General features: G+C 63.3%; 22 protein-coding genes, 1 tRNA gene and 1 riboswitch. Of the genes, 11 read left to right on the forward strand and 12 right to left on the reverse strand.

The window, feature by feature from the left end:
- Nucleotides 1-4: 4 nt before the first annotated feature.
- Complete coding sequence (locus M0654_RS09560) at nt 5-1,798, reverse strand: acyl-CoA dehydrogenase C-terminal domain-containing protein (protein ID WP_248682884.1); 1,794 nt, start codon at nt 1,796-1,798, stop codon at nt 5-7.
- A 429-nt stretch (nt 1,799-2,227) separates the two neighbouring features.
- Here M0654_RS09560 and M0654_RS09565 point away from each other — a divergent pair, with 429 nt between their 5' ends.
- The 4 genes from M0654_RS09565 to M0654_RS09580 all read left to right on the forward strand — a co-directional run bounded on the left by M0654_RS09565 (nt 2,228) and on the right by M0654_RS09580 (nt 8,675).
- Entirely contained in the window at nt 2,228-6,130 is a 3,903-nt protein-coding gene (locus tag M0654_RS09565; protein WP_248682885.1) for an SEL1-like repeat protein, read from the forward strand.
- A 286-nt stretch (nt 6,131-6,416) separates the two neighbouring features.
- Complete coding sequence (locus M0654_RS09570; protein WP_248682886.1) at nt 6,417-7,343, forward strand: sulfite exporter TauE/SafE family protein; 927 nt, start codon at nt 6,417-6,419, stop codon at nt 7,341-7,343.
- Nucleotides 7,343-8,140 carry a TIGR02186 family protein gene (locus M0654_RS09575; RefSeq protein WP_248682887.1) on the forward strand — a complete coding sequence of 266 codons (798 nt, stop codon included), beginning with the start codon at nt 7,343-7,345 and terminating at the stop codon, nt 8,138-8,140. The genes M0654_RS09570 and M0654_RS09575 overlap by 1 nt, the downstream gene beginning before the upstream one ends.
- A gap of 97 nt (nt 8,141-8,237) precedes the next feature.
- Entirely contained in the window at nt 8,238-8,675 is a 438-nt protein-coding gene (locus M0654_RS09580) for a universal stress protein (RefSeq protein ID WP_248682888.1), read from the forward strand.
- 20 nt (nt 8,676-8,695) lie between these two features.
- Here M0654_RS09580 and pdeM read toward each other — a convergent pair whose 3' ends face one another.
- From pdeM to M0654_RS09605, 5 genes are all read right to left on the reverse strand, one after another.
- The gene (gene pdeM, locus M0654_RS09585) at nt 8,696-9,448 is read right to left on the reverse strand and encodes a ligase-associated DNA damage response endonuclease PdeM (RefSeq protein WP_390919890.1); all 753 of its coding nucleotides are present in this window, start codon (nt 9,446-9,448) and stop codon (nt 8,696-8,698) included.
- Nucleotides 9,449-9,459: 11 nt separating this feature from the next.
- Nucleotides 9,460-11,982, reverse strand: coding sequence for a ligase-associated DNA damage response DEXH box helicase (locus tag M0654_RS09590; protein WP_390919891.1), 2,523 nt, complete (start codon nt 11,980-11,982; stop codon nt 9,460-9,462).
- A gap of 38 nt (nt 11,983-12,020) precedes the next feature.
- Nucleotides 12,021-12,665 (reverse strand): YitT family protein, encoded by a 645-nt coding sequence (locus M0654_RS09595; RefSeq protein WP_390919892.1) that lies wholly within the window; start codon nt 12,663-12,665, stop codon nt 12,021-12,023.
- On the reverse strand, nt 12,665-13,315 hold the full coding sequence (locus M0654_RS09600; RefSeq protein WP_245450364.1) for a YitT family protein: 651 nt from the start codon (nt 13,313-13,315) through the stop codon (nt 12,665-12,667). The genes M0654_RS09595 and M0654_RS09600 overlap by 1 nt, the downstream gene beginning before the upstream one ends.
- 120 nt (nt 13,316-13,435) lie before the next feature.
- A complete protein-coding gene (locus M0654_RS09605) occupies nt 13,436-14,380 on the reverse strand; it encodes a methyltransferase (protein ID WP_248682890.1) in 945 nt (314 codons plus the stop codon).
- A 150-nt stretch (nt 14,381-14,530) separates the two neighbouring features.
- Between M0654_RS09605 and M0654_RS09610 the strand changes: the two genes are divergently transcribed.
- Genes M0654_RS09610 through M0654_RS09620 form a run of 3 tightly spaced genes read left to right on the forward strand, consistent with a single transcriptional unit; the run spans nt 14,531 to nt 16,637 of the window.
- Entirely contained in the window at nt 14,531-14,797 is a 267-nt protein-coding gene (locus M0654_RS09610; protein ID WP_118848615.1) for a DUF6460 domain-containing protein, read from the forward strand.
- Nucleotide 14,798: 1 nt separating this feature from the next.
- On the forward strand, nt 14,799-15,281 hold the full coding sequence (locus M0654_RS09615) for a CAP domain-containing protein (RefSeq protein WP_248682891.1): 483 nt from the start codon (nt 14,799-14,801) through the stop codon (nt 15,279-15,281).
- A gap of 3 nt (nt 15,282-15,284) precedes the next feature.
- Nucleotides 15,285-16,637 (forward strand): MATE family efflux transporter, encoded by a 1,353-nt coding sequence (locus tag M0654_RS09620; protein WP_248682893.1) that lies wholly within the window; start codon nt 15,285-15,287, stop codon nt 16,635-16,637.
- Here M0654_RS09620 and M0654_RS09625 read toward each other — a convergent pair.
- Entirely contained in the window at nt 16,613-17,704 is a 1,092-nt protein-coding gene (locus M0654_RS09625) for a quinone-dependent dihydroorotate dehydrogenase (RefSeq protein WP_248682894.1), read from the reverse strand. The genes M0654_RS09620 and M0654_RS09625 overlap by 25 nt on opposite strands.
- On the reverse strand, nt 17,701-18,051 hold the full coding sequence (locus M0654_RS09630) for a DUF952 domain-containing protein (protein WP_248682895.1): 351 nt from the start codon (nt 18,049-18,051) through the stop codon (nt 17,701-17,703). The genes M0654_RS09625 and M0654_RS09630 overlap by 4 nt, the downstream gene beginning before the upstream one ends.
- Before the next feature lie 84 nt (nt 18,052-18,135).
- Between M0654_RS09630 and M0654_RS09635 the strand changes: the two genes are divergently transcribed.
- The 3 genes from M0654_RS09635 (at nt 18,136) to M0654_RS09645 (ending at nt 20,156) form a co-directional block, all read left to right on the forward strand.
- Nucleotides 18,136-18,567 carry a hypothetical protein gene (locus M0654_RS09635; RefSeq protein WP_248682896.1) on the forward strand — a complete coding sequence of 144 codons (432 nt, stop codon included), beginning with the start codon at nt 18,136-18,138 and terminating at the stop codon, nt 18,565-18,567.
- Between the two features lie 105 nt (nt 18,568-18,672).
- Nucleotides 18,673-19,320 (forward strand): response regulator, encoded by a 648-nt coding sequence (locus M0654_RS09640; RefSeq protein WP_248682897.1) that lies wholly within the window; start codon nt 18,673-18,675, stop codon nt 19,318-19,320.
- Nucleotides 19,321-19,490: 170 nt separating this feature from the next.
- Nucleotides 19,491-20,156 (forward strand): S24 family peptidase, encoded by a 666-nt coding sequence (locus tag M0654_RS09645; protein WP_118848610.1) that lies wholly within the window; start codon nt 19,491-19,493, stop codon nt 20,154-20,156.
- Nucleotides 20,157-20,187: 31 nt separating this feature from the next.
- Here M0654_RS09645 and M0654_RS09650 read toward each other — a convergent pair whose 3' ends face one another.
- The gene (locus M0654_RS09650) at nt 20,188-21,084 is read right to left on the reverse strand and encodes a transporter substrate-binding domain-containing protein (protein WP_248682898.1); all 897 of its coding nucleotides are present in this window, start codon (nt 21,082-21,084) and stop codon (nt 20,188-20,190) included.
- Between the two features lie 59 nt (nt 21,085-21,143).
- Between M0654_RS09650 and M0654_RS09655 the strand changes: the two genes are divergently transcribed.
- Complete coding sequence (locus M0654_RS09655; protein ID WP_248682900.1) at nt 21,144-23,066, forward strand: glycosyltransferase family 2 protein; 1,923 nt, start codon at nt 21,144-21,146, stop codon at nt 23,064-23,066.
- Nucleotides 23,067-23,101: 35 nt separating this feature from the next.
- Here M0654_RS09655 and M0654_RS09660 read toward each other — a convergent pair whose 3' ends face one another.
- The 3 genes from M0654_RS09660 to M0654_RS09670 form a co-directional block, all read right to left on the reverse strand.
- On the reverse strand, nt 23,102-23,290 hold the full coding sequence (locus M0654_RS09660; RefSeq protein ID WP_248682901.1) for a hypothetical protein: 189 nt from the start codon (nt 23,288-23,290) through the stop codon (nt 23,102-23,104).
- Between the two features lie 116 nt (nt 23,291-23,406).
- Nucleotides 23,407-23,480: transfer RNA gene (locus M0654_RS09665), tRNA-Gly, on the reverse strand.
- Nucleotides 23,481-23,515: 35 nt separating this feature from the next.
- A complete protein-coding gene (locus tag M0654_RS09670; RefSeq protein WP_248683059.1) occupies nt 23,516-24,628 on the reverse strand; it encodes a 2'-deoxycytidine 5'-triphosphate deaminase in 1,113 nt (370 codons plus the stop codon).
- A gap of 83 nt (nt 24,629-24,711) precedes the next feature.
- Nucleotides 24,712-24,790: riboswitch (SAM riboswitch) on the forward strand.
- Nucleotides 24,791-24,834: the final 44 nt, after the last annotated feature.

The following is a 24,834-nucleotide window of genomic DNA, read 5'->3' on the forward strand; positions in this document are numbered from 1 at the left end:
GTCGTCAAAACGCTTCTGCGGCCAGTTCCATCAGTGTATCGGCGCCGGCCTCGATACGGGCCTTGCGCATGGCAGTCTCCGGCATGATCTTTTCCATGTAGAACCGTGCCGTGACGAGCTTGTTCTTCAGGTATTCCTCGCGCGGGTCGCCCGCAGCCAGGCGATCCTGCGCGGCCTTGGCGATCTTGCCCCACATGTAGCCCAGCGTCACCAGGCCAAACAGGTGCATGTAGTCGGTCGAGCCGGCACCGGCGTTGTCGGGCTTTGCCATGGCGTTCTGCATGAACCACATGGTCGACGCCTGCAGGTCGTTGAGACCCTTCTTCAGGTGCTTGGTGTAGAAGCTCATCGCTTCATCGGCACGGTTTTCCTCGCAGAAATCGCCGATTTCCTTGAACATGGCCATGACGGCGCGGCCGCCATTCAGGGCAAGCTTGCGGCCCACGAGATCGAGCGCCTGGATGCCGTTGGCACCTTCGTAGATCATCGCGATGCGGGCATCGCGGACATACTGGCTCATGCCCCATTCTTCGATATAGCCGTGGCCGCCGTAAACCTGCTGGGCCATGACGGCGTGATCGAAACCCTTGTCGGTCAGCACGCCCTTGAGGATCGGGGTGGCGAGGCCAAGCAGGTCATCGGCGTTCTGCCGTTCTGCCGGATCTTCCGAGCGATGGGCGATATCGGACTTCAGCGCCGTCCACAGCATGAAGGCGCGGCCTGCCTCGTTGAAGGCTTTGATGGTCATCAGCGAGCGGCGGATGTCCGGATGGACGATGATCGGGTCAGCCTTCTTGTCCGGCGCCTTCGGGCCGGAGAGCGAGCGGCCCTGGATGCGCTCGCGGGCGTAGTTGACGGCGTTCTGGTAAGCCACTTCGGCGATCGACAGGCCCTGGAGGCCAACGCCGAGACGGGCCTCGTTCATCATCACGAACATGGCCGAAAGGCCCTTGTTCTCCGCACCGATGAGATAACCGGTCGCCTCGTCATAGTTCATGACGCAGGTGGCGTTGCCGTGGATGCCCATCTTTTCTTCGATCGCTCCACAGGACACGCCGTTGCGGGATCCGAGCGAACCATCCTCGTTGACGAGGAACTTCGGCACGATGAAGAGCGAGATGCCCTTGGTACCTTCAGGCGCACCCTCGATGCGGGCGAGCACGAGGTGGATGATATTGTCCGTCATGCCGTGTTCGCCGGCAGAGATGAAGATCTTCTGGCCGGAGATCTTGTAGGTGCCGTCGCCAGCCGGAACGGCCTTGGTGCGCAGCAGTCCAAGGTCGGTGCCGCAATGTGGCTCGGTGAGGTTCATGGTGCCCGACCAGGTGCCTTCGACCATCTTCGGCAGGTAGGTCTGCTTCTGGGCATCCGTACCGTGGACGAGGATCGCCGCGATCGCGCCCTGGGTGAGGCCCGGATACATCATCAGCGACATGTTGGCGGACGACATGTACTCGCCGACAGCAGCGTGCAGCGTGTAAGGCAGGCCCTGGCCGCCGAACTCTTCCGGAACGGCAAGCCCGATCCAGCCGCCCTGGCAATACTGGTCATAGGCTTCCTTGAAGCCCTTCGGCACGGAGACCGTTCCGTCGTCATGCCGCGTGCAGCCTTCCTGGTCGCCCGACAGGTTGAGCGGGAACAGCGCATCTTCCGCAACCTTGGCGGCCTCGCCGACGATCGCTTCCAGCATGTCCGGGGTTGCATCCGCAAAACCTGGCAGGTTGCCGTAACGCTCAAGACCCAGGACATCGTTCAAGATGAAAAGCGTGTCGTTAACGGGCGCCTTGTACACTGGCATGGTCGAGCTTCCTCCATATCCTCTTTGGCCGATCCTCAGCCAAGTCTCGTATGGCATAAATAATTGACGTTTGCGTAAACGTCAAACGGAGCTGGTCGGCTTTTTTGGCGCATGCGGCGCGGCCGGTGATGGATGTGAGCCGAGGCTTCGAGCCGGGCACCCCGCGTGCACGAAATCCAGCAACACAAGGGGCAAGATCTTCCGAAAAGGTTAAAATCTTAACCGGTGTTAACGGGTTGTTTACCACGTCTGGCGAAATAGTAGGCCCTTGAAGCGGCGCAAATCATCTTTCCACGCGATGAGACCGCGACCGCCGAACGGACAGTCTTGCGTAAGGCATTTCAAAACGACTGAGAAATTCCCGAGAGTTCGCCGATGCGGCTGGGCTCTCTTGTCAGAGCGCAGGCACAAGGTCGAACGAGCGAGCACATGAACGGATCACGATCAGCCCCTTCCCGTACCGGCGACCGCTCCTCCCTGGAGGCATTGAACCGCACCATCGAGGGCCTGGAGGCAAGGATCGAAGGGCTGATGTCGGGCACGGCGCGGGATCCGCGAGCGGCCATGCCGACGCCGCCTGCTGCACCGCGCGCGGCGAGCCCCGCACGTTCTGGCGCTTTCCCGAGCGATCCGCTGGCCGAAATCCGCGAGCGCCAGCGCATGCTCGACCGCAACCGCAACAGCCAGTTCCATGACGAGCCAAGGCGTGCGGCTGCACCCCGTCATGAGGCGCAGCGCGCGCCCATTCGTCCGCCGGAAGCACAGCGTGCACCGGAGCGTTACGCCCCTGCCCGCAGCGAAAACCTGCGCTATGCCGATGCGCGCCCTTCCGCGCCGCTGCCGCGTCGTGAGGAACTGCGCCGCGAGGATTTGCGCCAGCCGATCCCGGCCCGGGCGCCTGCCCCGCAGGCACCACGCGTCGACCCTGCCATGCAGGAGATTGCCCAGGCGCTTGTGAGCCTGCGCCAGGAGCTGAAGCAGGATATTTCCGAAGGCGTTGCCCGCGAGATGAATGCGCTGCGCTCCGAAATCCGCTCGATCCGCTCTGTCGCCGAAGACCAGCGCTTCAACGAAGAACTGCGCAGCGACCTGACGCAGCTTGCCGAAAGCATCAATCAGCTGGGGCACCAGGCAACGCCTGAAGTGGCGGCGCTGAAGGAAGAGTTCGAAGAGCTGCGCGCCGTGATGGACGGTCTGGCGCGCGAAGACTCGGTTCGCCGGATGGAAACCCGCTGGCAGGGCCTGGAAGACCGGATGCAGGAGCAGGATTCGGCCGCGCTGCGCGAGGAACTGGTGGCGCTCGCCTACCGGATCGACGACATCAAGAGCCAGCTTGGCGAGATGAGCGACAGCCCGGTGATCCGGGCGCTGGAGCAGAAGCTGCTCGCGGTGGCCGGCGCCATGGAGCAGCTCGGCACCCGCATGCAGCCGAACGATGCCGCTTATGGCGAACAGTTTGCGGCGCTCGACCAGCGGCTCGACGAGATCAGCCGGGCGATTGCCGCAAGCAGCCATGCTGCTTCAGCGGCCCGCCTGGACCAAGCCTTCCTGCAACGCGTGGAAAGCCGCATCGGCGCGCTTGCCGAACAGATCGACATGATCGGCCAGACGGCTTACCAGCAGCCTGACCCAACCGAGGCGCTTTCGGCGCGGCTCGAAGCACTGACGGCGCGGATTTCGGACCTTGCCGACGAACAGGCCGCCATGCGGCTCGAGGAGCGGCTGGAACAGCTTTCGCGCATGCTGGAGCAGAACCAGCGCCCGGCGCATGACAGCGAACTCGTTGACTACCTTGCCGACATTTCCCGCAAGATCGACGGGCTGGAGCAGGGTTCGGTCAATGACGCGCTCGGCGAGCGGCTGGATTATCTTGCCCGCCGGATCGAGGAAATGGAGATTGCGCCGCGCCTGCAGCCGGCCGAACTGCAGGCATTCGACCGGATCGAGGACCGGCTGAGCGACATCGCATCGCGGCTCGACGAGGCGACGGCGCAGCCGCGCCATGACGAAAGCGCGCTGCGCAGCCTCGAAGACCAGATCGCCCATCTTTCGGTGCTGATCAGCCAGCCGCAGCCGGCGGCCGGGCTTCCGGCCGATTTCGACAACCGCATGTCGGCGATCGAAAACTACATGGCCACCAATGATGAGTATGTCATCGAGGCCGCACGCCAGGCCGCCGAAACGGTGGTCGAGGCCTATTCGCGCAATGCCTCCGGCGGCGCACCGATGGCGGCGGCCGACATGGCGGCGCTCACCGCGCTTGCCGACGACCTGCGGCATCTGGAAGACCTGACCCGCTCTTCCGAAGAGCGCACCCACCACACTTTCGAAGCCTTGCACGGCACGCTGGTGCAGATCGCCAACCGGCTCGACGGCATGGAAGAGCGTTTTTCGGCGCCGCAGCCGGTTTCCGACGGCGGATATACCGGGCCTGAGCGGCGCGAGCTGGCACGCGGCGGTTCTGCCAACACGGCTTTTGTGCAGGCGCCAGCCTCTCCTGAAACGGTGATGCAGGAAGAACTGGCGCATGTGGCCTGGGACCAGACATCGGAGCGGGCATCCGGCGGGGCATCGGCTCCGGCAGCCGCTCCCCGCGAGCAGGCTGTCGAACCGGCAGAGGACCATGCCGCCTACGCGGAGCAGCCCGAGGCAGAGAGCCGCATCGCGGCCCCGCAGGCTGCAAAGCCGAGCCTGCTGACGCAGCTTTCGCGCCGGTTCATGCCGGGCTCCAAGGCTGAGGCGGCAACGAGCCAGCGCGCCGTCGTCGATCCGACGCCGTCGCTTGATCCGACGGACGTTCTGCCGGCTGACCTGCAGAACGACCTGATCGAGCCGGGTTCGGGTGCGCCGGACGTGAAGAAGATCCTGGAGCGGGTGCGCGCCAGCCAGGCTTCCGGCGATTTCGACGCCGAGCGCTCATCCGGTGCCGCACGTGCCGATTACATTGCCGCTGCCCGTCGCGCCGCAAAGGCCGCCGCGCAGGAGGTCGATCCGTCGCAGCCGGCCGCTGCCACCAAGGATTATCGCCGGGCGATGAAGAGCGCCGGCAAGCCGGCCGCTGCCGGAAAGATGTCGCAGTTTCGCCGGCCGATCCTGATGGCGGTGGGTGCGGTCCTGCTGGCGCTGATGGCGATGCCGCTTGCCCGGACGCTGACGAGCGGCTCCGAGGCCCCGTCCGCTGCCCTTCCGACGGCGCAGGTGGAAGCGCCGGCCGAGCCGACGGTTGCCGAGATGCAGCCTGAAGGCCAACTGCCGGCGAGCGAAGACCAGGCTGCGACCGATGGCGCCGATGACATGGATTTTGCGGCAGCGGAGGCTGAGCCACCGGCGCCGGAACCGGAGCCGGTGCAGAGCGCCAATCGGCTTGCCGATCCCAACCTGACGAACGGCCAGCCGTCTGCCATCGAGCCGCCGGATGCAGCGCCCGCGCAGCAGGATAATTTCATTGCGGCGTCGACGACCGCCGACGCGCCGATTGCCGTTCCGGCCGGGCTCGAACCGAAGTCGCTGGCTGATGCGGCGGCGGCGGGTGACCCGAACGCGCTCTTCGAGATCGGCGCCCGCTATACCGATGGCCGCGGTGTAAAGGCCGACCCGTCGGAAGCCGCCAACTGGTACAAGCTTGCCGCAGACCGCGGCCTTGCGCCGGCGCAATACCGGATCGCCAACATCTTCGAAAAGGGCACCGGCGTCGCGCGCGACCTCAACAAGGCGATCAGCTATTACGAGAAGGCCGCCGAGGCCGGCAATGCCAGCGCCATGCATAATCTCGCGGTCCTTTACGCCTCCGGTGCGACGGGGCAGCCGGATTACGTCGCGGCGGTGAAGTGGTTCGCCAAGGCCGCCGACTTCGGCGTCGCCGACAGCCAATTCAACCTCGCGATCCTTTATGCGCGCGGCAATGGCGTGAAGCAGGATCTGGAACAGTCCTACAAGTGGTTTGCCGTGGCCGCCAAGGATGGCGACCAGGACGCGGCCCAGAAGCGCGACGAAGTTGCCAATGCGATGCGCAAGGAGCAGCTCGAAAGCGCCAAGGCGAAGGTCGAGGCCTGGTCGCAGCAGCCGCTCGACCCGAAGGCGAACTCCGTCGATATTCCGGATGAATGGGCGACCGGCCAGGCGGTGACCACCTCTTCCGTCGACATGGAAAAGGCGATCCGCAACATCCAGGGCATCCTGACCAAGAACGGCTTCGACGCCGGGCGCCCGGACGGCAAGATGGGAGCCAAGACGATTGCCGCGATCAAGGCCTTCCAGACCTCCGTCGGCCAGGAGCCGACCGGCAAGATCAACGATGCGCTGGTGAAGGAACTGCTGGCCCGCAACAAGTAACGGCGGGGCAACGGGGCAACGGGCAAAGGGTCTCGGGTAAGACGACTTACCCGGCCGAGATTGAAGATCAAGGCTATCTTAGGCACGCCTGCATGAAAGCAGGCGGTCTGCCGACAATCTTAAGCCTTCCGAATTGACTATGGCCGAGGCTGGCCGCATGACGAAGGGGCTCTTCATGCCTCGTTCATCCGGCATGTGGAAGTGATTTCGTCTTCACGAGAGCGAGGGCTGCGACGAACCGTCGGGCGCTCGTTAAACGTCGTTCTGCTTGCCTCGGGATCCAGCCGTGACTGTGTACCTGCCCATCGCTGAGCTTTCGGTGAACATCTTCATCATTCTCGGAATGGGTGCGGCTGTCGGCTTCCTGTCGGGCATGTTCGGCGTTGGCGGCGGCTTTCTCATCACGCCGCTTCTGATCTTCTACAACATCCCGCCGGTGGTGGCGGTGGCGACGGGCGCCAACCAGGTTGTCGCCTCGTCCATCTCGGGCGCGATTACTCACTTCAGGCGCGGCACGCTGGACATCAAGCTCGGCACGGTGCTGCTTGTTGGCGGTCTCGCAGGCGCCACCGTCGGCGTCTGGGTCTTCTCCTGGCTGCGCCGGCTCGGCCAGCTCGACCTGTTCATCTCGCTCCTCTACGTCGTCCTCTTGAGCACGATCGGCGCGCTGATGCTGCAGGAAAGCCTGCGGGCGATGCGACGCGCCAAGAACAGCGAGAGCGCGCCGCTGAAGCGGCCCGGCCAGCACAGCTGGGTGCACCGGCTGCCGCTCAAGATGCGCTTCAAGAAATCGAAGATCTACCTGTCCGCCATCCCGGTGGTGGCGCTCGGCTTTGCGATCGGCGTGCTGACCTCGATCATGGGTGTCGGCGGCGGCTTCATCATGGTGCCGGCGATGATCTATCTCCTGCGCATCCCGACCAATGTCGTCGTCGGGACCTCGCTGTTCCAGATCATCTTCGTGACCGCCTATACGACCATGGTGCAGGCGGCGACGAACTATTCGGTCGACATCGTGCTTGCCACGATCCTGATGGTCGCGGGCGTCATCGGCGCGCAATATGGCGTGCGGGTGGGACAGAAGCTGCGCGGCGAACAGCTGCGCGCACTGCTTGCGCTGCTCGTGCTCGCGGTTGGTATCCGCCTGGCTGTCGGCCTGGTGCTGACGCCGGATGACATCTATTCCGTTGCGGTGGGAGGCCTGTCCTACTGATGCGCCGGCTGCTTTCATCCCTCGTTGTTCTCGTCTCGCTCATTTCGCCCGCGGCAGCGCAGGTGCCGTTCGGTGAAGCGTCGACAGTGAAGGAAGGGCTGGAGATCGGTGCGTCCACCAGCGAAATCGCGATCGCTTCCGACTTCCAGGGCGCTGACCTGACCATCTTTGGTGCGCTCACCAATGCCGACGAGCTGTTCCTGGCGATCGGCCAGTATGATGTCGTGGTGACGCTGGAAGGGCCGAAGGACTATGCGACGGTGCGCCGCAAGGAGCGCGTGCTCGGCATCTGGATGAACACCCAGTCGATGACCTTCGAGCAGGTGCCGGAAAGTTATTCCCTGGCCAGCACCCGGCAGATCGAAAGCATCGACGAGGCGCCGAGCCTCAACAATATCGGGGTGGGGATCGACCACCTGCCGCTGAACCCGGTCGGTTACATTCCAAATTCCGGGCTGATCGGCGAGTTCCGTGATGCCTACCGACGCCTGAAGCTCAGCAACGGGCTCTACCAGCGCGACACGAACGGTGTGCGCTTTGTGTCTTCGAGCCTGTTCCGCGCGTCGCTGAGGCTGCCGGCCAATATTCCCGACGGGATGCACATGGTGCGGGCCTATCTTTTCAAGAGCGGCGCGCTGATTGCCCAGAAGGAAATGCCTCTGCGGGTCGTCAAGACCGGCCTGGAACAGGCGATCACTGATGCCGCGCACCAGCGGCCCTTCGCTTACGGCCTGATCTGCGTGCTGATTGCCGTCATTACCGGATGGGGTGCGAGCCTGATCTTCCGCAAGGACTGATCCGTTTGAGCTGACCCCGGCGATCGAGGTTGACGCACATCAATGTCGTCGGGCCGCTTGTGGCAGACGTTTCGCGCGATCAAACGGAGGCTCGATCATGTTCAAGACAGTTCTCATTCCGACCGATGGCTCGCCGCTTTCGACCCAGGCACTCGAGCAGGCGCTGGACTTCGCGCGCGAGATTGGTGCCGAGGCAACGGTGCTGGCCGTGATCGAGCCGCTGCAGGTCTTCACCATCAACCCGGCCGGCATGGAGATCGCCCATGCAGAATATGAGCGCCGGGCGCACGAGGAGGCCGATGCATTCCTGGCCAATGCCAAGGAAGCGGCAAAGCAGCGGCAGGTTGCCTGCGACACGGTGAAGCTGGTTGGTCTCGATCCGGCCCGCTGCATCACCGAAACGGCCGAGAAGCGCAATTGCGACGTGATTGCCATGGCCTCGCACGGCCGTTCGGGCTTCAAGGCCTTCATGCTGGGCAGCGTCACCATGAAGGTGCTCGCCGGCTCTAAGGTGCCGGTGCTGATCTATCGTTGATCCAAAGCTGATCGGCTGGTTCAGCCGATCAGGTTTCCATAACGCACCGAATAGATCCGGTCGCGCCCCAGAAGATGCGCGACCAGGGCCTCACGGTCGAAGAGGCCGTGCATGGCCTTGTGGTTGAGGTCCAGCCCGCCGGCGAACACTCCAAAGGCCGGCATCAGGAGCCGCTGGCCGTCCGAGGCAAAACAGGCCCGGCGCACCGACTTTTCGCGCCGACGCACGGTGGCCGAGGGATGAAGATGGCCAGCGACCTCCCCCTTGCCCGAAATCAGGCTCGGTTCGTGGCGGAACACCAGACCGCCATAGAGCAGTTCATCCGTCGAGATGCCCGGAAGGTCCACCGTTCCATCCGGGTCATGGTTCCCGTTGATCCAAATCCAGTCGCGGCCGCGGGCCATGTTGGTGATCAGGGCGCGAAGATCGGCCGGCAGCAGCTGCGAGCCCTTGCGATCATGGAAGTTGTCGCCGAGCGACACCACGACCTTCGGATCATAACGGGTGATGACAGCCGACAGGATGTTGAGCGTCGCAATGGTATCGTAAGGCGGCAGCATCATGCCACGGCGGGCAAAGGCTGCCCCTTTTTCCAGGTGCAGGTCGGAAACCACGAGCATGCCGAGTTCCGGCAGGTAGAGCCCGCCCAGCGGATCGCAAACGGCCGATACGCCGTGGACGACGATTTCTTCGGCACCCGAGGGTGCCGCTGTCGTGGATAAAGTTCGGGCCGCGAGGCCGATGCGGGTCAGCAAGTCGTCGTCTCTTAACATCGCGGATCGCATCAGCCCATTGCCTCCGCGATCAGTTCTTCGGCAGCCTCTTCCAGCACCGCATCATTTGCTTCACCCGGCACCGTTTCCTTGCCGAGCTCCAGCATGATGGGAGCGGCAAGCGGCGAAACACGGTCGAGATCGCGGTGGGTAATGTGCCCTTTGATTCGCGCCAGCATATCGCCTAGCCGGCCAATATCCAAAAGACCCGTTGCCGCATCCCTGCGCGTCGCCTCCAGCAGGATGTGATCCGGCTCGTGGGTACGCAGCACGTCGTAGATCAGATCCGTCGACACCGTAACCTGCCGGCCCGTCTTTTCCTTGCCCGGGTGACGGCGCTCGATCAAACCGGAGATGATGGCGCAATTGCGGAAGGTCCGCTTCAGGAGGTAGCTTTCCGCAAGCCACGCTTCGAGATCATCACCCAGCATGTCCTCGTCGAAGAGGTCCGAGAGGCTCATGCGGCCACTGGCAATCATGCCGCCCATGTCGTTCATGCTGTAGACGGCGAGAGAATAGTCGGTCGCGACGAAGCCAAGCGGCCGGGCACCGGCACGTTCCAGCCGCCGCGTCAGCAGCATGCCGAGCGTCTGGTGGGCAAGCCGGCCTTCGAAACAATAGGCGATCATGAAGAAGCGCTTGCCGCGCGGGAAAGTCTCGATCAGCAGTTCGTCGCGCCTCGGAATCATCGATCGCTCGCGCTGGATGGCGAGCCAGTCATGCACCTGGTCGGGCAGGACGTCCCAGCGATCGGGATCGGCGAGCATGGAGCGCACCTGGTCCGCAAGATAGGTCGTCAGCGGAAACTTGGCACCGGCATAGGCCGGGATCATGGGGTCGGTGGAATAGGTGGTGGACACGAGACATTCGTTTTCGCGGATGGTCTCGAAGCGTAGCACCTTGCCGGCGAACAGGAAGGTATCGCCCGGGCGCAGCTGTTCGAGGAACTGCTCTTCCACCTTGCCGAGCGACATGCCGCCCCGCCCGAGCGTGCCGGTGGCGCTGCGCCTGACGAGGCGCACGTTGAGCTCCGTCGCCTCGACGATGGTGCCGATGTTGAGCCGGTATTGCTGCGCGACATGCGGGTTCGACACCCGCCATTTGCCCTCCGGCGTCTTGCGGATCCTGGCATATCGCTCATAGGCGCGCAGCGCGTATCCGCCGGTCGCGACGAAATCGACGATGCGCTCGAACATCTCCCAGGAAAGGCCGGCATAGGGCGAGGCGCTGATGATCTCGTCGTAGAGCTCCAGCGGATCGAAGGGTTCGGCACACGCCATGCCGAGGACATGCTGGGCGAGCACATCCAGCGCCCCCTCTCCGACCGGCGGCGTATCCTGGGCGCCGAGATAATTCGCATCGAGCGCTGCCTGGCACTCCATGACCTCGAAGCGGTTGCCGGGAACGAGGATCGCCTTCGAGGGCTCGTCCATGCGGTGGTTGGCACGGCCGATGCGCTGCGCAAGCCGCGAGGCGCCCTTTGGTGCACCGATATGGATGACGAGGTCGATGTCGCCCCAGTCGATGCCCATGTCGAGCGTCGAGGTGGCAACGACGGCGCGCAGGCGGTTTTCCGCCATCGCGGCTTCCACCTTGCGCCGCTGCCCGGCATCAAGCGAGCCATGGTGGAGCGCAATCGCCAGGTTGTCGTCATTGGCGTTCCAGAGCGCCTGGAACAGGAATTCGGCCTGGAAGCGGGTATTGACGAAGATCAGCGTCGTGCCGTGGTTCCTGATCTCGCGGTAGACATCGGCAATCGCATAAGCCGAGACATGCCCGCCCCAGGGAATACGGCTTTCGGTGCCGAGGATGCTGATGTTGGGCGCGGCACCCCCCGTGACATGGACGAGGCCGGCGGGTGGCGCCGGGTTTTCCCCTTGCGGCACCAGCCAGCGCTGCAGTTCCATCGGATCGGCGACGGTGGCCGAGAGCCCGATCGTCTGCATGCCGGGCGCATGGCGGCGGATGCGCGCGAGGCCGAGCGACAGAAGATGGCCGCGCTTGGAGGTAACCAGCGAATGAAGCTCGTCGAGGACGACGTATTTCAGGTCCTTGAAGAAACGTGCCGCTTCCTTGTTGGCGAGCAGCAGCGTCACCTGTTCGGGTGTCGTCAGGAGGATGTCTGGCGGGTTGAGCTTCTGGCGCTGGCGTTTGGACTGGGACGTGTCGCCGGTGCGGTTTTCGACCGTGACGGACAGGCCCATCTCGGTGACAGGCTTCATCAGGTTGCGCTCGATATCGACCGTCAGCGCCTTCAGGGGCGAGATGTAGAGCGTGTGGATGCCGGTGAAGGCCGAGCCCGGCGGGATCTTGCCGCGTTGGACGAGATCGGTGAGCGAGGGCAGGAAACCGGCGAGCGTCTTGCCCGCGCCGGTCGGCGCAATGAGCAGCATGTTCTCGCCGCCCTGCGCGCGCGCCAGAAGCTCCAGCTGGTGGGCGCGCGGGGCCCAGCCCTTTTCGGCAAACCATTTGAGGAACGGCCGGGGCAGAGTGGCGGCGTCGCGGCCGGGGGATGGGGTCTCGATCAGGTCCACGACGGTTAAGATAAGCCGCCGGCGTGGAATAAGAAGAGCTACCGGACGATGTAGCGGTCGGCGCGGTGGTTGATCGCAAGCGTCAGGTTCAAGGTGACGGCGGCGAGCACCGAGCAGGCGATGACGGCGGGGCTTGCGACAAAGAAGGAGAGGATCAGCACGACGCAATCCAGCCCGAGCTGGACGAAGCCGGCGCGCCAGCCGAAACGGTCCTGCAGGTAGAGCGCCAGGATGCCGAAGCCGCCGAGCGAGGCGCGATGGCGAAAGAGCACCAGCATGCCGCAGCCCATGAGAAGGCCGCCGAACACCGCCGCCGTGATCGGCTCGACGGAGCTGACCGTGATGAGCTGCGGCAGGATGCTGGTGAGGATCGCCGTCAGGGCAACGGCGGCAAAGGTCTTCACCGTGAAGGGAAGGCCAAGGCGGCGATAGGCTAGCCAGTAGAATGGCAGGTTGAGGATGAAGAAGGCGGCGCCGAAGCTGATGCCGGTGGAATAGCGCAGCAGGAAGCCGAGGCCAGCCGTGCCGCCGACCATCAGTTGCGCCGTGGCAAGCAGCGTGACGCCGAGCGCCGCCAGCATGCTGCCGGCGGCGACACCCTGGATATCCTCCAGCAGCGAATGCCTTTCCGGGCTCGAGGACCAGAAGCCGACGGGTGTCTTCATGGGATTTTGGAATGTCATCAACGCACCACGATATAACGGTCGGACCGGTGATTGATCGTCAGCAGCAGGTTGAGGACGACGGCGCTGACCAGGGACCAGAGCACGGTGACCGGGCTGACGACAAAGAAGGCCGCGACCATGACGCAAAGATCAAAGCCGAGCTGGACGAGGCCGGCGGGGATCTTGAACCTGTCCTGCAGGTAGATGGCGAGGATACCGATGCCGCCGAGCGAAGCGCGGTGCCGGTACATGCCGAGCAGGCCGTAGCCGATCAGGATGCCGCCAAGCAGGGCTGCCCAGAACGGGTCGAGATATTCGATGACCAGGAAACGCCGCTCGAGTTCGGTGATGACCGAGACGACGAGGATGGCGACAAACGTCTTCAGCGAGAAGCCTAGCCCGAGGCGCTTGAAGGAGAGGTAATAGAACGGCAGGTTGACGAGGAAGAAAAGCAGGCCGAAAGGAAGGTCAAAGGCATAGTGCAGCAGGAAGGCGACGCCCGCCGTACCGCTGGTCAGAAGCCCGACCTGATTGAGGAAGTAGAGGCCAAGCGCCACCGTCATGGCACTGATGAAGATGCCTTGTGTATCTTCGAGAGGCGTATGCTTCGACGGATCTGCGCTATAGAAGCCAATACTGCGCTTCTGCACCTGCTCGCTCTGCGCCAAAGGCCATTCCTTCCGGATCATCTCGTCACGACTTGAAAATATTGCACTGCAATATTCCGCCCCGCAAGGCAGTTCAACCGCCTGCATGCGCAAGACTTAAATCCGCAATAAATGCTGCGTTCAGGCGCCCAGGCGCGACAGAAACAGAATGCCGCGGACCGGATTTCCGCCATCGGTGCGGATCACGGTGCGCTGCAACTCGGCCAAGGTGAAGCCGTGCTGGGCAAGCAACATCTCGATATAGGCTTGCGAATGGGCATAACGCAGGCTCTCGCGCAGCACGAAACCGCCGTCTGGCCCGGCATCCTCGACAGAAAAGGCAAAGAGGCCGTTCGGGCGCAGAAGCGCCGTGACCAGAGGAAATACGGTTTCGAGAGAACCGAGATACATCAGCACGTCGGCTGCCGAGACGAGATCGGCGCGATGAAGGGCGAGACTTTTGGAGAAGAGGCCAGCTTCGTGGTGCGGCAAGCTCAGGTCCGCCTGGCCGAGATGGTCATAGATGGCCTTCTGTTCGGCCCGCACCAGCATGTTGGCGGAGATGTCGAAGCCCTCGAGCCGCGTCACGGAGCTACGGATGGCTTCCCCCAAAAGCCCAGTACCGCATCCAAGGTCAACGACATGATCGAACGGTGCATGGGGCGCGATGAGTGCTGCAAGCTTCTCCGGCACTGAGTAGTTGAGCTTCTCGACCAGCGCGGTATCGAAACGATCGGCATAATCGTCGAACAGGCTTTCGATATAACCGCTCGGCGGCAGGTCGGGCACGCTCTCCTCGCCAAGCAGCGCGAGCTTCAGCGTGGCGCCGAACACGTCTTCAGGCTCGAGCTCAAGCGTCTGACGGTATGCATCGGCGGCATCGGGTCGGCCCGCCTTTTCCCGGTATTCCCCGAGCATGAACCAGCCGGCTGCCCAATGCGGCGAAAGCTCGAGCGCCTGCTCGATCAGTTCGGCGGCGGCGGCATGATCGCCGGCCTCGGCCAGCATGCGGGCATAATCTACGCGGCGGTCGGCAAGGACGTCCCCCGAGGAGAACTGATTAAAGGCAGAAGATGTGGGGGCCATGTGGTTTTCCGGAGGAATTGCCTGCTATTGCCGAAGCCACAAAAAAACTCAAGTTCTATCTGAGAGGCGGAGCAGAGCCATCGCTGCTTGCCCGGCGCATCCGTGGCGGCTATGGCACAGTACTTGGCATCAGTATTCTGGAGACTTTGAATGGCGGATGGGGTGAACAGGTTTCTCGGTGATACGCCGGCGCGCACGATCATCAAGCTAATCGTCGTGTGCCTGATCGTCGGTTTCGTTCTCGCCATCTTCGGCTTTACGCCCGACAACATCATTGACACGATCCGCTACTGGTTCCTCGACCTCTGGTACAACGGCTTCCGGGCACTTGGCCGCGTTGGCGACTATCTCGTGCTGGGCGCGATCATCGTCATTCCGATCTTCCTCGTGATCCGCCTCCTGAGCTACCGCCGCTAAGATGACCGTGAACACCACGGCCTCGCGCCGCCGCTTCCTTTTCCTCTCCGGTCTCGGCCTGATCGCCGGCTGTTCCACCACTTCGGTGCTGACACCGACGCCGGGTGTCGAGGATCATACGGCTGCCGCCCTGCTGATCGTCAACAAGCTGCGAGAGGCCAAGGGTCTCCCTGCCCTTTCAAGCAATGGACCAGCGCGCAAGGCTGCCGCGGTGCAGGCGATCCGCATGGCAAAGGCCGACCAGATGAAGCACCTGATCGGGCTCGGTGACGATTTCGCAAGCCGCATGAAGCGCTCCGACGTATCGCTGCCGGCGGCAGAAAACATCGCCACCGGCCAAAGCTCGGTGGAGGCCGCCGTCCAGGCCTGGATCGATTCGCCAAAGCACCTGCACAACATGCTCGGTGGCTTCAGCGGCCTGGGCGTTGCTGTTGCCAAGGCCAAGGACGGACGTCCCTACTGGGCCATGGTGCTGTCCGGCTAAACCATGCAGCAAGCATCCTCGGAAGCGACCGCGATCAAGCCATTTCCTGTGACGCACCGCCTGGTGCTCGGCATCGCCATTCCGATGACGCTCGGTTTTCTCACGACACCGTTGCTCGGCCTGACAGACACGGCCGTCGTCGGGCATCTGGGCAAGCCGGAAGCGCTGGCGGGCCTTGCCATCGGCGCGATCCTCTTCGACCTCATCTATGGAAGCCTGAGCTTCCTGCGCACCTCGACCACCGGGCTCGTGGCGCAGGCTTTCGGGCGCGGCGACCGCCGCGAACAACAGGCGGTGTTCTGGCGAGCGCTGCTGAGTGCAATGGCGCTTGGGCTCGTGATGCTGGCGCTGGCGCCGCTGATCCTTGCCTTTGCGCCGGACCTGATGACGGGCGATCCCGCTGTCGCGGCCGTGACACGCCAGTATTTCGGCATTCGGGTGCTGACGAGCCCCGCGACTTTCGCCAACTTCGCCATCCTCGGTTTCGTGCTCGGGCGCGGCCAAGGCGTGATGGGGCTGGTGCTGCAGATCATCCTCAACGGCACGAACATCGTGCTCGCCATCCTGCTCGGCCTCGTGCTTGGTTATGGTGTCGCTGGCGTCGCCTGGTCGACGGCGATCGCCGAAGTCACGGCCGTCGTCATCGGTCTGGCCCTGGTCAGCCGCGAGTTTCGCTCCGGCGAACGACCAAGCCACGCAGAACTGTTTGATCCGGCCAAGCTGAAACAGCTGTTCCAGATGAATGCGGATATCCTCATCCGCTCTCTGGTGCTGAACGCCGCCTTCACGCTGCTTACCCGCGTCGGATCAAGCTTCGGGGCCGTGACGCTGGCGGCCAATGCCGTGCTGATGAACATCTTCATGCTGTCCGCCTTCTTCCTCGACGGGCTGGCCGGGGCTGCCGAACAGCTGGCGGGTCGCGCCGTGGGTGCACAATACCGCCCATCCTTCGATCGGGCGCTGAAGCTCACCGGCCTCTGGTCCTTTGCAATGGCAGCGGCTGTCGGTATGTTCTTCCTCGTCTTCGGCCAGCCGATCATCCACCTGCTGACGACCTCCGATACGGTGCGGCAGGAAGCCTATGTCTATCTCGGATGGGCGGCGCTGACGGGCCTGACGGGGGCGCTCGCATTCCAAATGGATGGCGTCTTCATCGGCGCCACCTGGTCGCGCGAGATGCGCAACATGATGCTGCTGTCGTTTGTCGGCTATTGCGCCAGCCTGGCGGTGCTCGTGCCATGGATCGGCAATCACGGGCTGTGGCTTTCGCTCAACCTGTTCCTGCTGATGCGCGGCTTCTTCCTCGCCGCGATGGTCCCGCGCAAGGCGCGTCAGAGTTTCGTCGCCGCCCACTGATCGACTCGGCTGTCGCGCAGTTGCCGGATGCTTGAGACCTTCTCCCGGTCCAGCAAGCCGGACAGGCCCTTGACGATGGCAGACGCCAGGCCCGGCCCCTCATAGACCATGCAGGAGTAAAGCTGCACGAGATCGGCGCCGGCGCGGATCTTTTCCAGCGCGTCCGCAGCGCTTCCAACGCCGCCGACACCGATGAGCGGCAGGTCGACACCGACGCGCTGGCGCATCTTGGCAAGCACGGCGGTGGACCGCTTGAACAGGGGCGCGCCGGAGAGGCCACCCGTTTCCTTCGACTCCACCTGGTTCTTCAGCCCGTCGCGCGCCAGCGTCGTGTTGGAGACGATCAGCCCGTCCAGCGGATGCGAACCCGCTTCGGCAGCGATGTCATCGAGCCCCTCTTCGGTGAGGTCCGGGGCGATCTTGAGGAAAACCGGGACCGAGCGGCCATGCCGCAAGGCTTCCTCGGCCCGTGCGGCAAGCACGGCATCAAGCAGCGCCTTCAGGCTTTCGCGCGCCTGGAGATCGCGAAGTCCCGGCGTGTTCGGCGAGGAGATGTTGACGGTGAAATAGGTGGCGTGGGCATAAAACCTGGCGATGCCGGCGACATAATCGGCGATGCGATCTGACGCATCCTTGTTGGCGCCGATGTTGACGCCAAGGATGCCGGGCGCCTTGCCACGCGCGGCGAGCCGCTGGAGCGCCGCCTCATGGCCTTCGTTGTTGAAGCCGAGGCGGTTGATGACGCCGCGGTCTTCGATAAGGCGGAAGATGCGGGGCTTGTCGTTGCCGGCCTGGGGCTTCGGCGTCAGCGTGCCGACTTCCGTGAAGCCGAAACCGAGCCGCAACATGGCATCCGGAACCTCGGCATTCTTGTCATAACCGGCGGCAAGGCCAATCGGATTCGGGAAGCGGATGCCGGCCACCGTCTGCACCAGCCGCGGATCCTCGGCCAGGCGGCAGGGCGGGATGAGGCCGCTTTTCAGCGCCTTGATCGACAGCCCATGGGCCGTTTCCGGATCAAAGGTGAAGAGACCACGGGAGGCGATCCCGGCCAGGCGGCCGATCACGGAATTTTCTCCGGAAAGGCATGCTCGCCATCCACACCGACGAGCAGCGGCATTTCCCACAGCACCGCCTTCAGCGACAGCGGCGCATAAAGATGCGGGAAAAGGTCGCCGCCGCGCGAGGGCTCGAACTTCAGGGCGTCACCCAGCGCATGGACGTTGAGCGCCACCAGGATCAGCCCGGTGACGCCGGCAAAATGCAGCCGCGCCGTTTCCTTGGCCTGCGTCCCGGTCGACAGATGGATGTAGCCATCCTTGAGGTCGATCTCAGCGCCTTCGAAAACGCCTGTTTCCTTGGCCTGGCGCCAGAGCGTTTCCGGCACGATCTTGTACACTATATCCGTCATCATCAGCTTCCGGCAGATCTCTTGTTGTCGGACCGTTTGCCGCAAAGCCCGGCGCTTGTCCACCGGAACCATGAGGAGGACTGCAAGATGAAACTGGCTCTCTCGATCCCGATCGCGCTTCTGCTGTCGGTCAGTGCGCATGCGCAACAGGCTGAGACAAAAGGTGATTCGGCGCCCTCCACCAACCGCTTCCAGCTGGAGCGGACCGAAAAGGGCGTGGTGCGGCTCGACACGCAGACGGGCGCCATGACACTTTGCCGCGACGAGGACGGCGTGCTGGCCTGCCGGATGCAGCCGGATGAGCGGGCGGCCTATGAAGAGGAACTGGAGCGGCTTGAAAAGCGGGTGACGGCGCTGGAAGAGCGGTTGAGCCACACGCCGCCCAATGCGCTGCCCACCGATGAAGAAGTCGACCGCTCGCTTTCGATCATGGAACGATTCCTGCGCACCTTCATGGGCATTGTCGGCGAGTTTCAAGACAAGCGGGACGCCCAGAAACCGCAGCCGGATCGCACGTGACTGTTCTACTTGTGTCTGCGGGCCTACTTGTGCCTGCGGGACGAGAGGTTTACAACCTCCGTTACTAGAGGCAGCACGACTATGCTCTTGGGAGGGGGCGTGGGCATGCAGACACTGACAATCATCATTGCAGACGACCACCCTCTGTTTCGCGGTGCGCTGAGCCAGGCTCTTCAAGGCATGGCGGAAGAGCTGGTGATCATCGAGGCCGGCGATTTCGACGCCGCCCGACGTGCCGCCCAAAGCAATACCGATACCGATCTCATGCTGCTGGACCTTGCGATGCCCGGCGTCAGCGGCTTTTCCGGCTTGATGAGTCTCAGGGCCGAATTCTCCGCGCTGCCCATCGTGATCGTGTCCGCGACCGACGATGGCGCGACTGTGCGCCGTGCGCTCGATCTCGGGGCCTCCGGCTTCATCTCCAAATCCTCGGGGCTGGACGACATCCGCTCCGGCATCCATGCGGTGCTGGAAGGCGATATATGGGCGCCGAAAACGGACCTTTCCGCAGTGGAAGAAGACCCCGGCGTGACCGATCTGGTGGAAAGGCTGAAGACGCTCACGCCCCAGCAGAGCCGCGTGCTCGCCATGCTGGGCGAAGGGCTCCTCAACAAGCAGATCGCCTACGAGCTTGGCGTCTCGGAAGCCACCATCAAGGCGCATGTCTCGGCCATCCTGCTGAAGCTCAATGTCGACAGCCGCACCCAGGCGGTGATCAAGCTCAGCAAGATCAATACGGCGCTCGTGGCCTGACCTTCCGATACAGGATTTTATTCCTCTAAGACCCTTTACGGAACACGCTGCCCCCGCTACATTTAGCGGGTAGGCTCTGGGCATCGGCATGAGATGCAGGGCAGGTTTCGCTTGGAAGTGTCGCGACGGCTGGGGGTTCAGGCGTCTGCCGATCACGGGTTACGGTCAAGATGTTGTCACACGATACGATCTGGAACGCGATCGATACGCTTGCCGAACGCCATCAACTAACCCCTTCCGGGCTGGCCCGACGGGCGGGGCTCGACCCGACATCCTTCAACAAATCCAAGCGGCTGGGGCCGGACGGGCGGCTGCGCTGGCCCTCGACGGAATCGATTGCCAAGGTCCTCGAGGCGACGGGCGCGACCGTCGACCAGTTCATGAGCTACCTGCCTTCGGCGGGCGGCCGCAACGTGCTGCCCGAGGGGAACTTCCCGCCGCAGGGCGGCACCATTCCCCTGCTCGGTTTTGCGCAGGCGGGTGCCGGCGGTTTTTTCGATGATGGTGGTTTTCCCGCCGGCCAAGGCTGGGATGTCGTTGAGTTTCCGGTCGACCCGTCCCGCAAGAGCGGCGTTTATGCGCTGGAAGTCCAGGGCGAATCCATGATGCCGCTTTACCGAGACGGCGACGTGCTGATCGTCGAGCCGGGCGCCCAGGTGCGGCGCGGCGACCGCGTGGTGCTGAAGACGAAGGAGGGCGAGGTGATGGCCAAGGTGCTCGCCCGCCAGACGGCGAAGACGGTGGAACTGGTGTCGCTCAACCCCGAGCACCCGAACCGCAGCTTTGATCTCGCCGAAGTGGACTGGATGGCGCGGATCATCTGGGCCAGCCAATAAGCAGACAGGAATATATGCCTCGGGTCGCGGCCTAATAGAGACCGTGCGGGAAATAACGCAGGTAGATATCCTGCAGCCGGCCGTTGCGCGACAGGACGCTCAGGGCCTGGTCGAAGGCGGCGGGAAGCAAGGGATCACTCTTGGCGAGCATGACCGCCACCCCTTCCCCCAGGAACTTCTCCGACAGATATGGCCCGTCGAACAGGGCGCAGCAGTTGGCCGACGCCTCGCCGGCGACCCAGAAGGGCAGCCGCAAGCCATCTGCAAACACCGCATCCACCTGATGCGACTTCAATGCCTCAAGCATCGCATCGGCATTGTCGAATGGTTTTGGGGTGAGCTTCGGGAAGAAGGCCTTCAGCATCGCCTCATGGGTCGTGCCACCGACGACGCCGACAGTCTTTTCGGCCAATGCGGTCGCCGCCGGGCCTTCCAGCTTGACCTCCTTGTGCCGGGCAAACCGCGCCGGGATGCCGAGATACGGGCGGGTGAAGTTGAACCGCGTGCGCCGCTCCGGCGTGATCGCGACACCGGCCATCACCGCCTCGCCGGCGCCGCTTTCCAGAGCCTTTTCCAGCTCATCAAAGGGCATGGCCTGGATCTGGCACTTGGCCTCGATCTTCAGCTCTGTGCAGATCTCGCGGGCGAGATCAACGTTAAAGCCGGCAAGCCGTCCTGTCTGGTCGGCGAAGTTGAAGGGCGGGAAATCGGCACTGGTGAGGATACGAACACGCACCACGGACGAGAGATCCGGCCGCGAGAGGCGCTCGCGCGCGTCAAACATCAGCGGAAGCATGGTTTCTTCCGCGGCGGATGCCGGGATATGGCCCGCCAGCAAAAGGCCCGAAAACAGGCCCGCCTTGATGAGACGGAGCGGCGAAAGGTTAAGAAACCCCAAACTTTTGAGGGATGCGCTCCAAGCGGGCATGTTTATGATCCTTAACAGGACAGGGTGGAATATCCACTTGCGGGCGGTGTAACAGAGTCATGCGTTTAGGGGAATATCCACCGGCGCCGCAGTCGCCGCAAGATCTGACGCCGGCGTCACCTGCCGAACCCCTCGATGCCGCACAAGACCAGCCGGAAACACCCGACGACCCCGCCTACCTCGCGCTACGGGCGCTCGGTTTTTCCAAGCCGCTGCTCGCCTCGCTTTCCCTGAAAGCCGAACAACACGGAACGAGCCTCGAAGACGAACTGCTCCACAGCGGGCTGGTGACCGAGAAAGCCTATTACGGGGCGATGGCGCGCTTCCTTCGCCTGCCCTTTGTCGACCGGATCGACCCCGACAGCGTGCTCGACATTCTCAATCTCGACACGCAGTTCCAGCGTCCGCTGCAGGTCAGCATCAATTATCAATATCGGCCGCGGCAGACGGCGATGGTGCCGGAAGCTGCAACGCTTGCAGACCGCGCCGCCTCGCTTGAGGTGATGCCGCAGTTGCGGCAGAACCTGGTGGTTACCACGCCATCGGCCATTCGCGAGGCCGTGTGGAAGGCGGGGGCGCAGCGCCGCGTTCGCCATACCGTCACCGACCTTTTCGACCGCACGCCGGATTTTTCCGCCCGAACGGTGATGACCGGGCGCCAGGGTTTTTATGCCGGCCTGGCGCTTGCGGTGCTGCTTTCCGCCCTGGTGGTGGCGCCGTTCGAGACGCTCTACATCCTGCATGTGACGCTGTCGCTCACCTTCTTCGCATCGCTTTTGTTGCGTTTCGCGCCCATCGGGCTTGGCTCCAATGCGCAGATCGAGCGTTACCGCCAGGAGCCGAGCGGACCGCTGCCACGATACACGGTGATGGTGGCGCTTTACCACGAGGCGGAGGTGGCGGCGCAATTGATCGAAAGCCTGCGGCGGATCGAGTGGCCGCGATCGCTTCTCGACATCAAGCTCGTTTGCGAGGCGGATGACCGCGAGACGATCGATGCGTTGCGGGCACTGCGGCTGGAGCCGCATTTCGAGATTGTCGAGGTGCCGGATTTCGGTCCGCGCACCAAACCGAAGGCGCTCACCTACGCGCTTGCCGCCGCCCGCGGAGAGTTCCTCGCCGTCTATGATGCGGAAGATCGCCCGCATCCGCAGCAATTGCGCGAAGCTTATCGTCACTTCCGCAATGTACCGAAGCGTATCGCCTGCCTGCAGGCGCCGCTGATCATCAGCAATGCCAGGGACAGCTGGATCAGCGCGAACTTCTCCATGGAATATTGCGCGCTGTTCCGGCGGCTGCTGCCGATGCTGGCAAGCCTGCGGCTGCCCTTGCCGCTCGGTGGCACCTCCAACCATTTCCGGACGGAGGTGCTGCGCGAGGTCGGCGGCTGGGATCCGTTCAACGTCACCGAAGATGCCGATCTTGGCATGCGGCTCTACCGGCTTGGCTACAGGTCCGAGACATTGATGCGCCATACATTCGAAGACGCGCCAGTGACGGCGAAGGTCTGGATCGGCCAACGCAGCCGCTGGTTCAAGGGCTGGCTGCAGACATGGCTGGTGTTGATGCGCGCACCGCAACGGCTGGTGCGGGAGATGGGCCTGGGCGCCTTCCTGATCTTCCAGTTGATGATTGGCGGCATGCTGATGTCCTCGCTCCTGCACCCGCTGATCTTCCTGTTCATCGGCATGGGGATCGCGGCCATGCTCCAGGCGCCGACAAGCGAGCTTCCGCTCGATGCCGCGGTGCTTTTCGGCATCGACCTCACCAATATCCTCGGCAGCTATGCCCTGTTTCTGGCGCTCGGCATGAGCACCATGACCACGACTGAGAAAACCAGGATCGGGCGCCGCTGGCGGTGGTTGCCAATCTACTGGCTGATGATTTCGGGAGCCGCCTGGAGAGCGGTCTACGAATTGCGTTTCAAGCCGTTCTACTGGAACAAGACGCCGCACATTCCGTCGAGAAAGCCGGCGGATTAAGGAGCCGGTTGGGCGGCGACTGCTTAACCCGTCCGTCAGCCTGGCGGACGCGACAGTTCCTTGATGATCGACAGGTAGAGGCTCGCGACGCCTTCGATCTCCCTGATCAGTTCCTCATTGTTGGCGGCTTCGGTCCAGAAGCAGGTCTGGTGCAGCCACTCGATGTCGGCACGCAGGCGCTCGATGGTTTCTTCGTGACGCTGGATACGCTCTTCCGGGGTCATGCGTCCTCCCTTGCAACTTCACCTCTGCCTCGCGGCACTCGCTAACGACGGAGATAGGGCACCTCAGACGGCGCACCACCGCCCGCGAGCGAGATCAGGATATTTGGAGGAAAAGCTGGAGCGGGTGAAGGGAATCGAACCCTCGTATTCAGCTTGGGAAGCTGCTGCTCTACCATTGAGCTACACCCGCCGACGCCTCAGATGTCCAACAGAAGCCGGCGGCTGTCAAGCACCGGATGCTGGGCTGGAGCGGAAGTGCTTGGAGAGTTTCAGTCCCTGCGCTTGGTAGTTGGAGCCGAGACCGGAGCCGTAAAGTCCTTCCGGCCGTTCGAGCATGTGCTCGTAGACCAGGCGGCCGACGATCTGGCCGTCTTCGAGGATGAATGGGACTTCGTGGCTGCGCACTTCAAGCACGGCGCGGCTTCCCCTGCCCCCGGCGGCCTCGTGGCCGAAGCCCGGATCAAAGAAGCCGGCGTAATGGACGCGGAATTCGCCCACCAGCGGGTCGAAGGGCGTCATCTCGGCCGCATAAAGCGGCGGCACATGCACGGCCTCGCGCGAAACGAGGATATAGAATTCGTCCGGATCGAGGATCAGTTCGTTGCGGCCGCGGCTGTAGAGTGGCTCCCAGAAATCGAAGATGTCGTGCTGGGCCTTCTTGTCGACGTCGACCACGGCCGTGTGGTGCTTGCCGCGGTAGCCGATCAGGCCTGCCTTGTCGCCAGCAAGGTCGATCGACAGCGCAATGCCGCCGCCGGAGATGTTCGGCTTTGCCGACGCCACCAGCGTTTCGTCATTGTGGAGTTGCAGGAGATCCGGCTCGCTGAGGAGCGCGTTGCCGATGCGGAAGCGGATCTGCGACAGGCGCGAACCGCGACGCACGACGATCGGGAAGGTGCGCGGCGAGATCTCGAGGTAGAGAGGGCCGCAATAACCGGCCGGGATCTTGTCGAACTCCTGCGCGTAATCGGTGATGACACGGGTGAAGATGTCGAGGCGGCCGGTGGAGCTTTTGGGGTTTGCAGAGGCCGACATGTTGGCCGGCAGGTCGAGACGCTCCATCAACGGCACTATGTAGACACAGCCGGTTTCAAGCACCGCGCCTTCCGACAGGTCGATCACATGCAGGCTCAGCCGGTCGAGCTTGTCCGAGACGAGGCTGTTCGGGCCCGGCATGAAGCTCGCACGCACGCGGAATGCCTTGGCGCCCAGGCGCAGGTCGAGGCTTGCCGGCTGGATCTGGTCGCGATCCAGTTCCTTCTCGGCAATCAACCGCTTCGTTTCAAACAGTTCCGCAACCGCGCGGTCGGCCAGAATTCCCGTTGTCCGAGCCATCATGCTCACCCTTGGCTCCCATATTTTCAGGGGCCGACAAAACCAAATGCTTGCCATTGACGCAAGCGGCCCACGGCGCTATGGCAATCTTATCCCGTGGTGATTTGGCCGGTCGGCTTGCAGCCACGTTAAATAAGTGGCTAAAAGGACCGGGTGCGAAACCGGTCTGCTTTTTGCGGCCGGTTTTTTTGTTTTGGAATGAGGACCAG

Source organism: Neorhizobium turbinariae (assembly GCF_023223505.1).
Taxonomy (GTDB): Bacteria; Pseudomonadota; Alphaproteobacteria; order Rhizobiales; family Rhizobiaceae; genus Neorhizobium; species Neorhizobium turbinariae.

What these genes read in the sequence shown, in the direction of transcription:
- M0654_RS09645 (WP_118848610.1), top strand. Translation starts at nt 19,491, where the DNA reads ATGTTGTCACACGATACGATCTGGAACGCGATCGATACGCTTGCCGAA.
- M0654_RS09620 (WP_248682893.1), top strand. Translation starts at nt 15,285, where the DNA reads ATGCAGCAAGCATCCTCGGAAGCGACCGCGATCAAGCCATTTCCTGTG.
- M0654_RS09575 (WP_248682887.1), top strand. Translation starts at nt 7,343, where the DNA reads ATGCGCCGGCTGCTTTCATCCCTCGTTGTTCTCGTCTCGCTCATTTCG.
- M0654_RS09580 (WP_248682888.1), top strand. Translation starts at nt 8,238, where the DNA reads ATGTTCAAGACAGTTCTCATTCCGACCGATGGCTCGCCGCTTTCGACC.
- M0654_RS09630 (WP_248682895.1), bottom strand. Translation starts at nt 18,051, where the DNA reads ATGATGACGGATATAGTGTACAAGATCGTGCCGGAAACGCTCTGGCGC.
- M0654_RS09595 (WP_390919892.1), bottom strand. Translation starts at nt 12,665, where the DNA reads ATGACATTCCAAAATCCCATGAAGACACCCGTCGGCTTCTGGTCCTCG.
- M0654_RS09610 (WP_118848615.1), top strand. Translation starts at nt 14,531, where the DNA reads ATGGCGGATGGGGTGAACAGGTTTCTCGGTGATACGCCGGCGCGCACG.
- M0654_RS09605 (WP_248682890.1), bottom strand. Translation starts at nt 14,380, where the DNA reads ATGGCCCCCACATCTTCTGCCTTTAATCAGTTCTCCTCGGGGGACGTC.
- M0654_RS09655 (WP_248682900.1), top strand. Translation starts at nt 21,144, where the DNA reads ATGCGTTTAGGGGAATATCCACCGGCGCCGCAGTCGCCGCAAGATCTG.
- pdeM (WP_390919890.1), bottom strand. Translation starts at nt 9,448, where the DNA reads ATGTTAAGAGACGACGACTTGCTGACCCGCATCGGCCTCGCGGCCCGA.
- M0654_RS09560 (WP_248682884.1), bottom strand. Translation starts at nt 1,798, where the DNA reads ATGCCAGTGTACAAGGCGCCCGTTAACGACACGCTTTTCATCTTGAAC.
- M0654_RS09670 (WP_248683059.1), bottom strand. Translation starts at nt 24,628, where the DNA reads ATGATGGCTCGGACAACGGGAATTCTGGCCGACCGCGCGGTTGCGGAA.
- M0654_RS09660 (WP_248682901.1), bottom strand. Translation starts at nt 23,290, where the DNA reads ATGACCCCGGAAGAGCGTATCCAGCGTCACGAAGAAACCATCGAGCGC.
- M0654_RS09635 (WP_248682896.1), top strand. Translation starts at nt 18,136, where the DNA reads ATGAAACTGGCTCTCTCGATCCCGATCGCGCTTCTGCTGTCGGTCAGT.
- M0654_RS09640 (WP_248682897.1), top strand. Translation starts at nt 18,673, where the DNA reads ATGCAGACACTGACAATCATCATTGCAGACGACCACCCTCTGTTTCGC.
- M0654_RS09565 (WP_248682885.1), top strand. Translation starts at nt 2,228, where the DNA reads ATGAACGGATCACGATCAGCCCCTTCCCGTACCGGCGACCGCTCCTCC.
- M0654_RS09650 (WP_248682898.1), bottom strand. Translation starts at nt 21,084, where the DNA reads ATGCCCGCTTGGAGCGCATCCCTCAAAAGTTTGGGGTTTCTTAACCTT.
- M0654_RS09615 (WP_248682891.1), top strand. Translation starts at nt 14,799, where the DNA reads ATGACCGTGAACACCACGGCCTCGCGCCGCCGCTTCCTTTTCCTCTCC.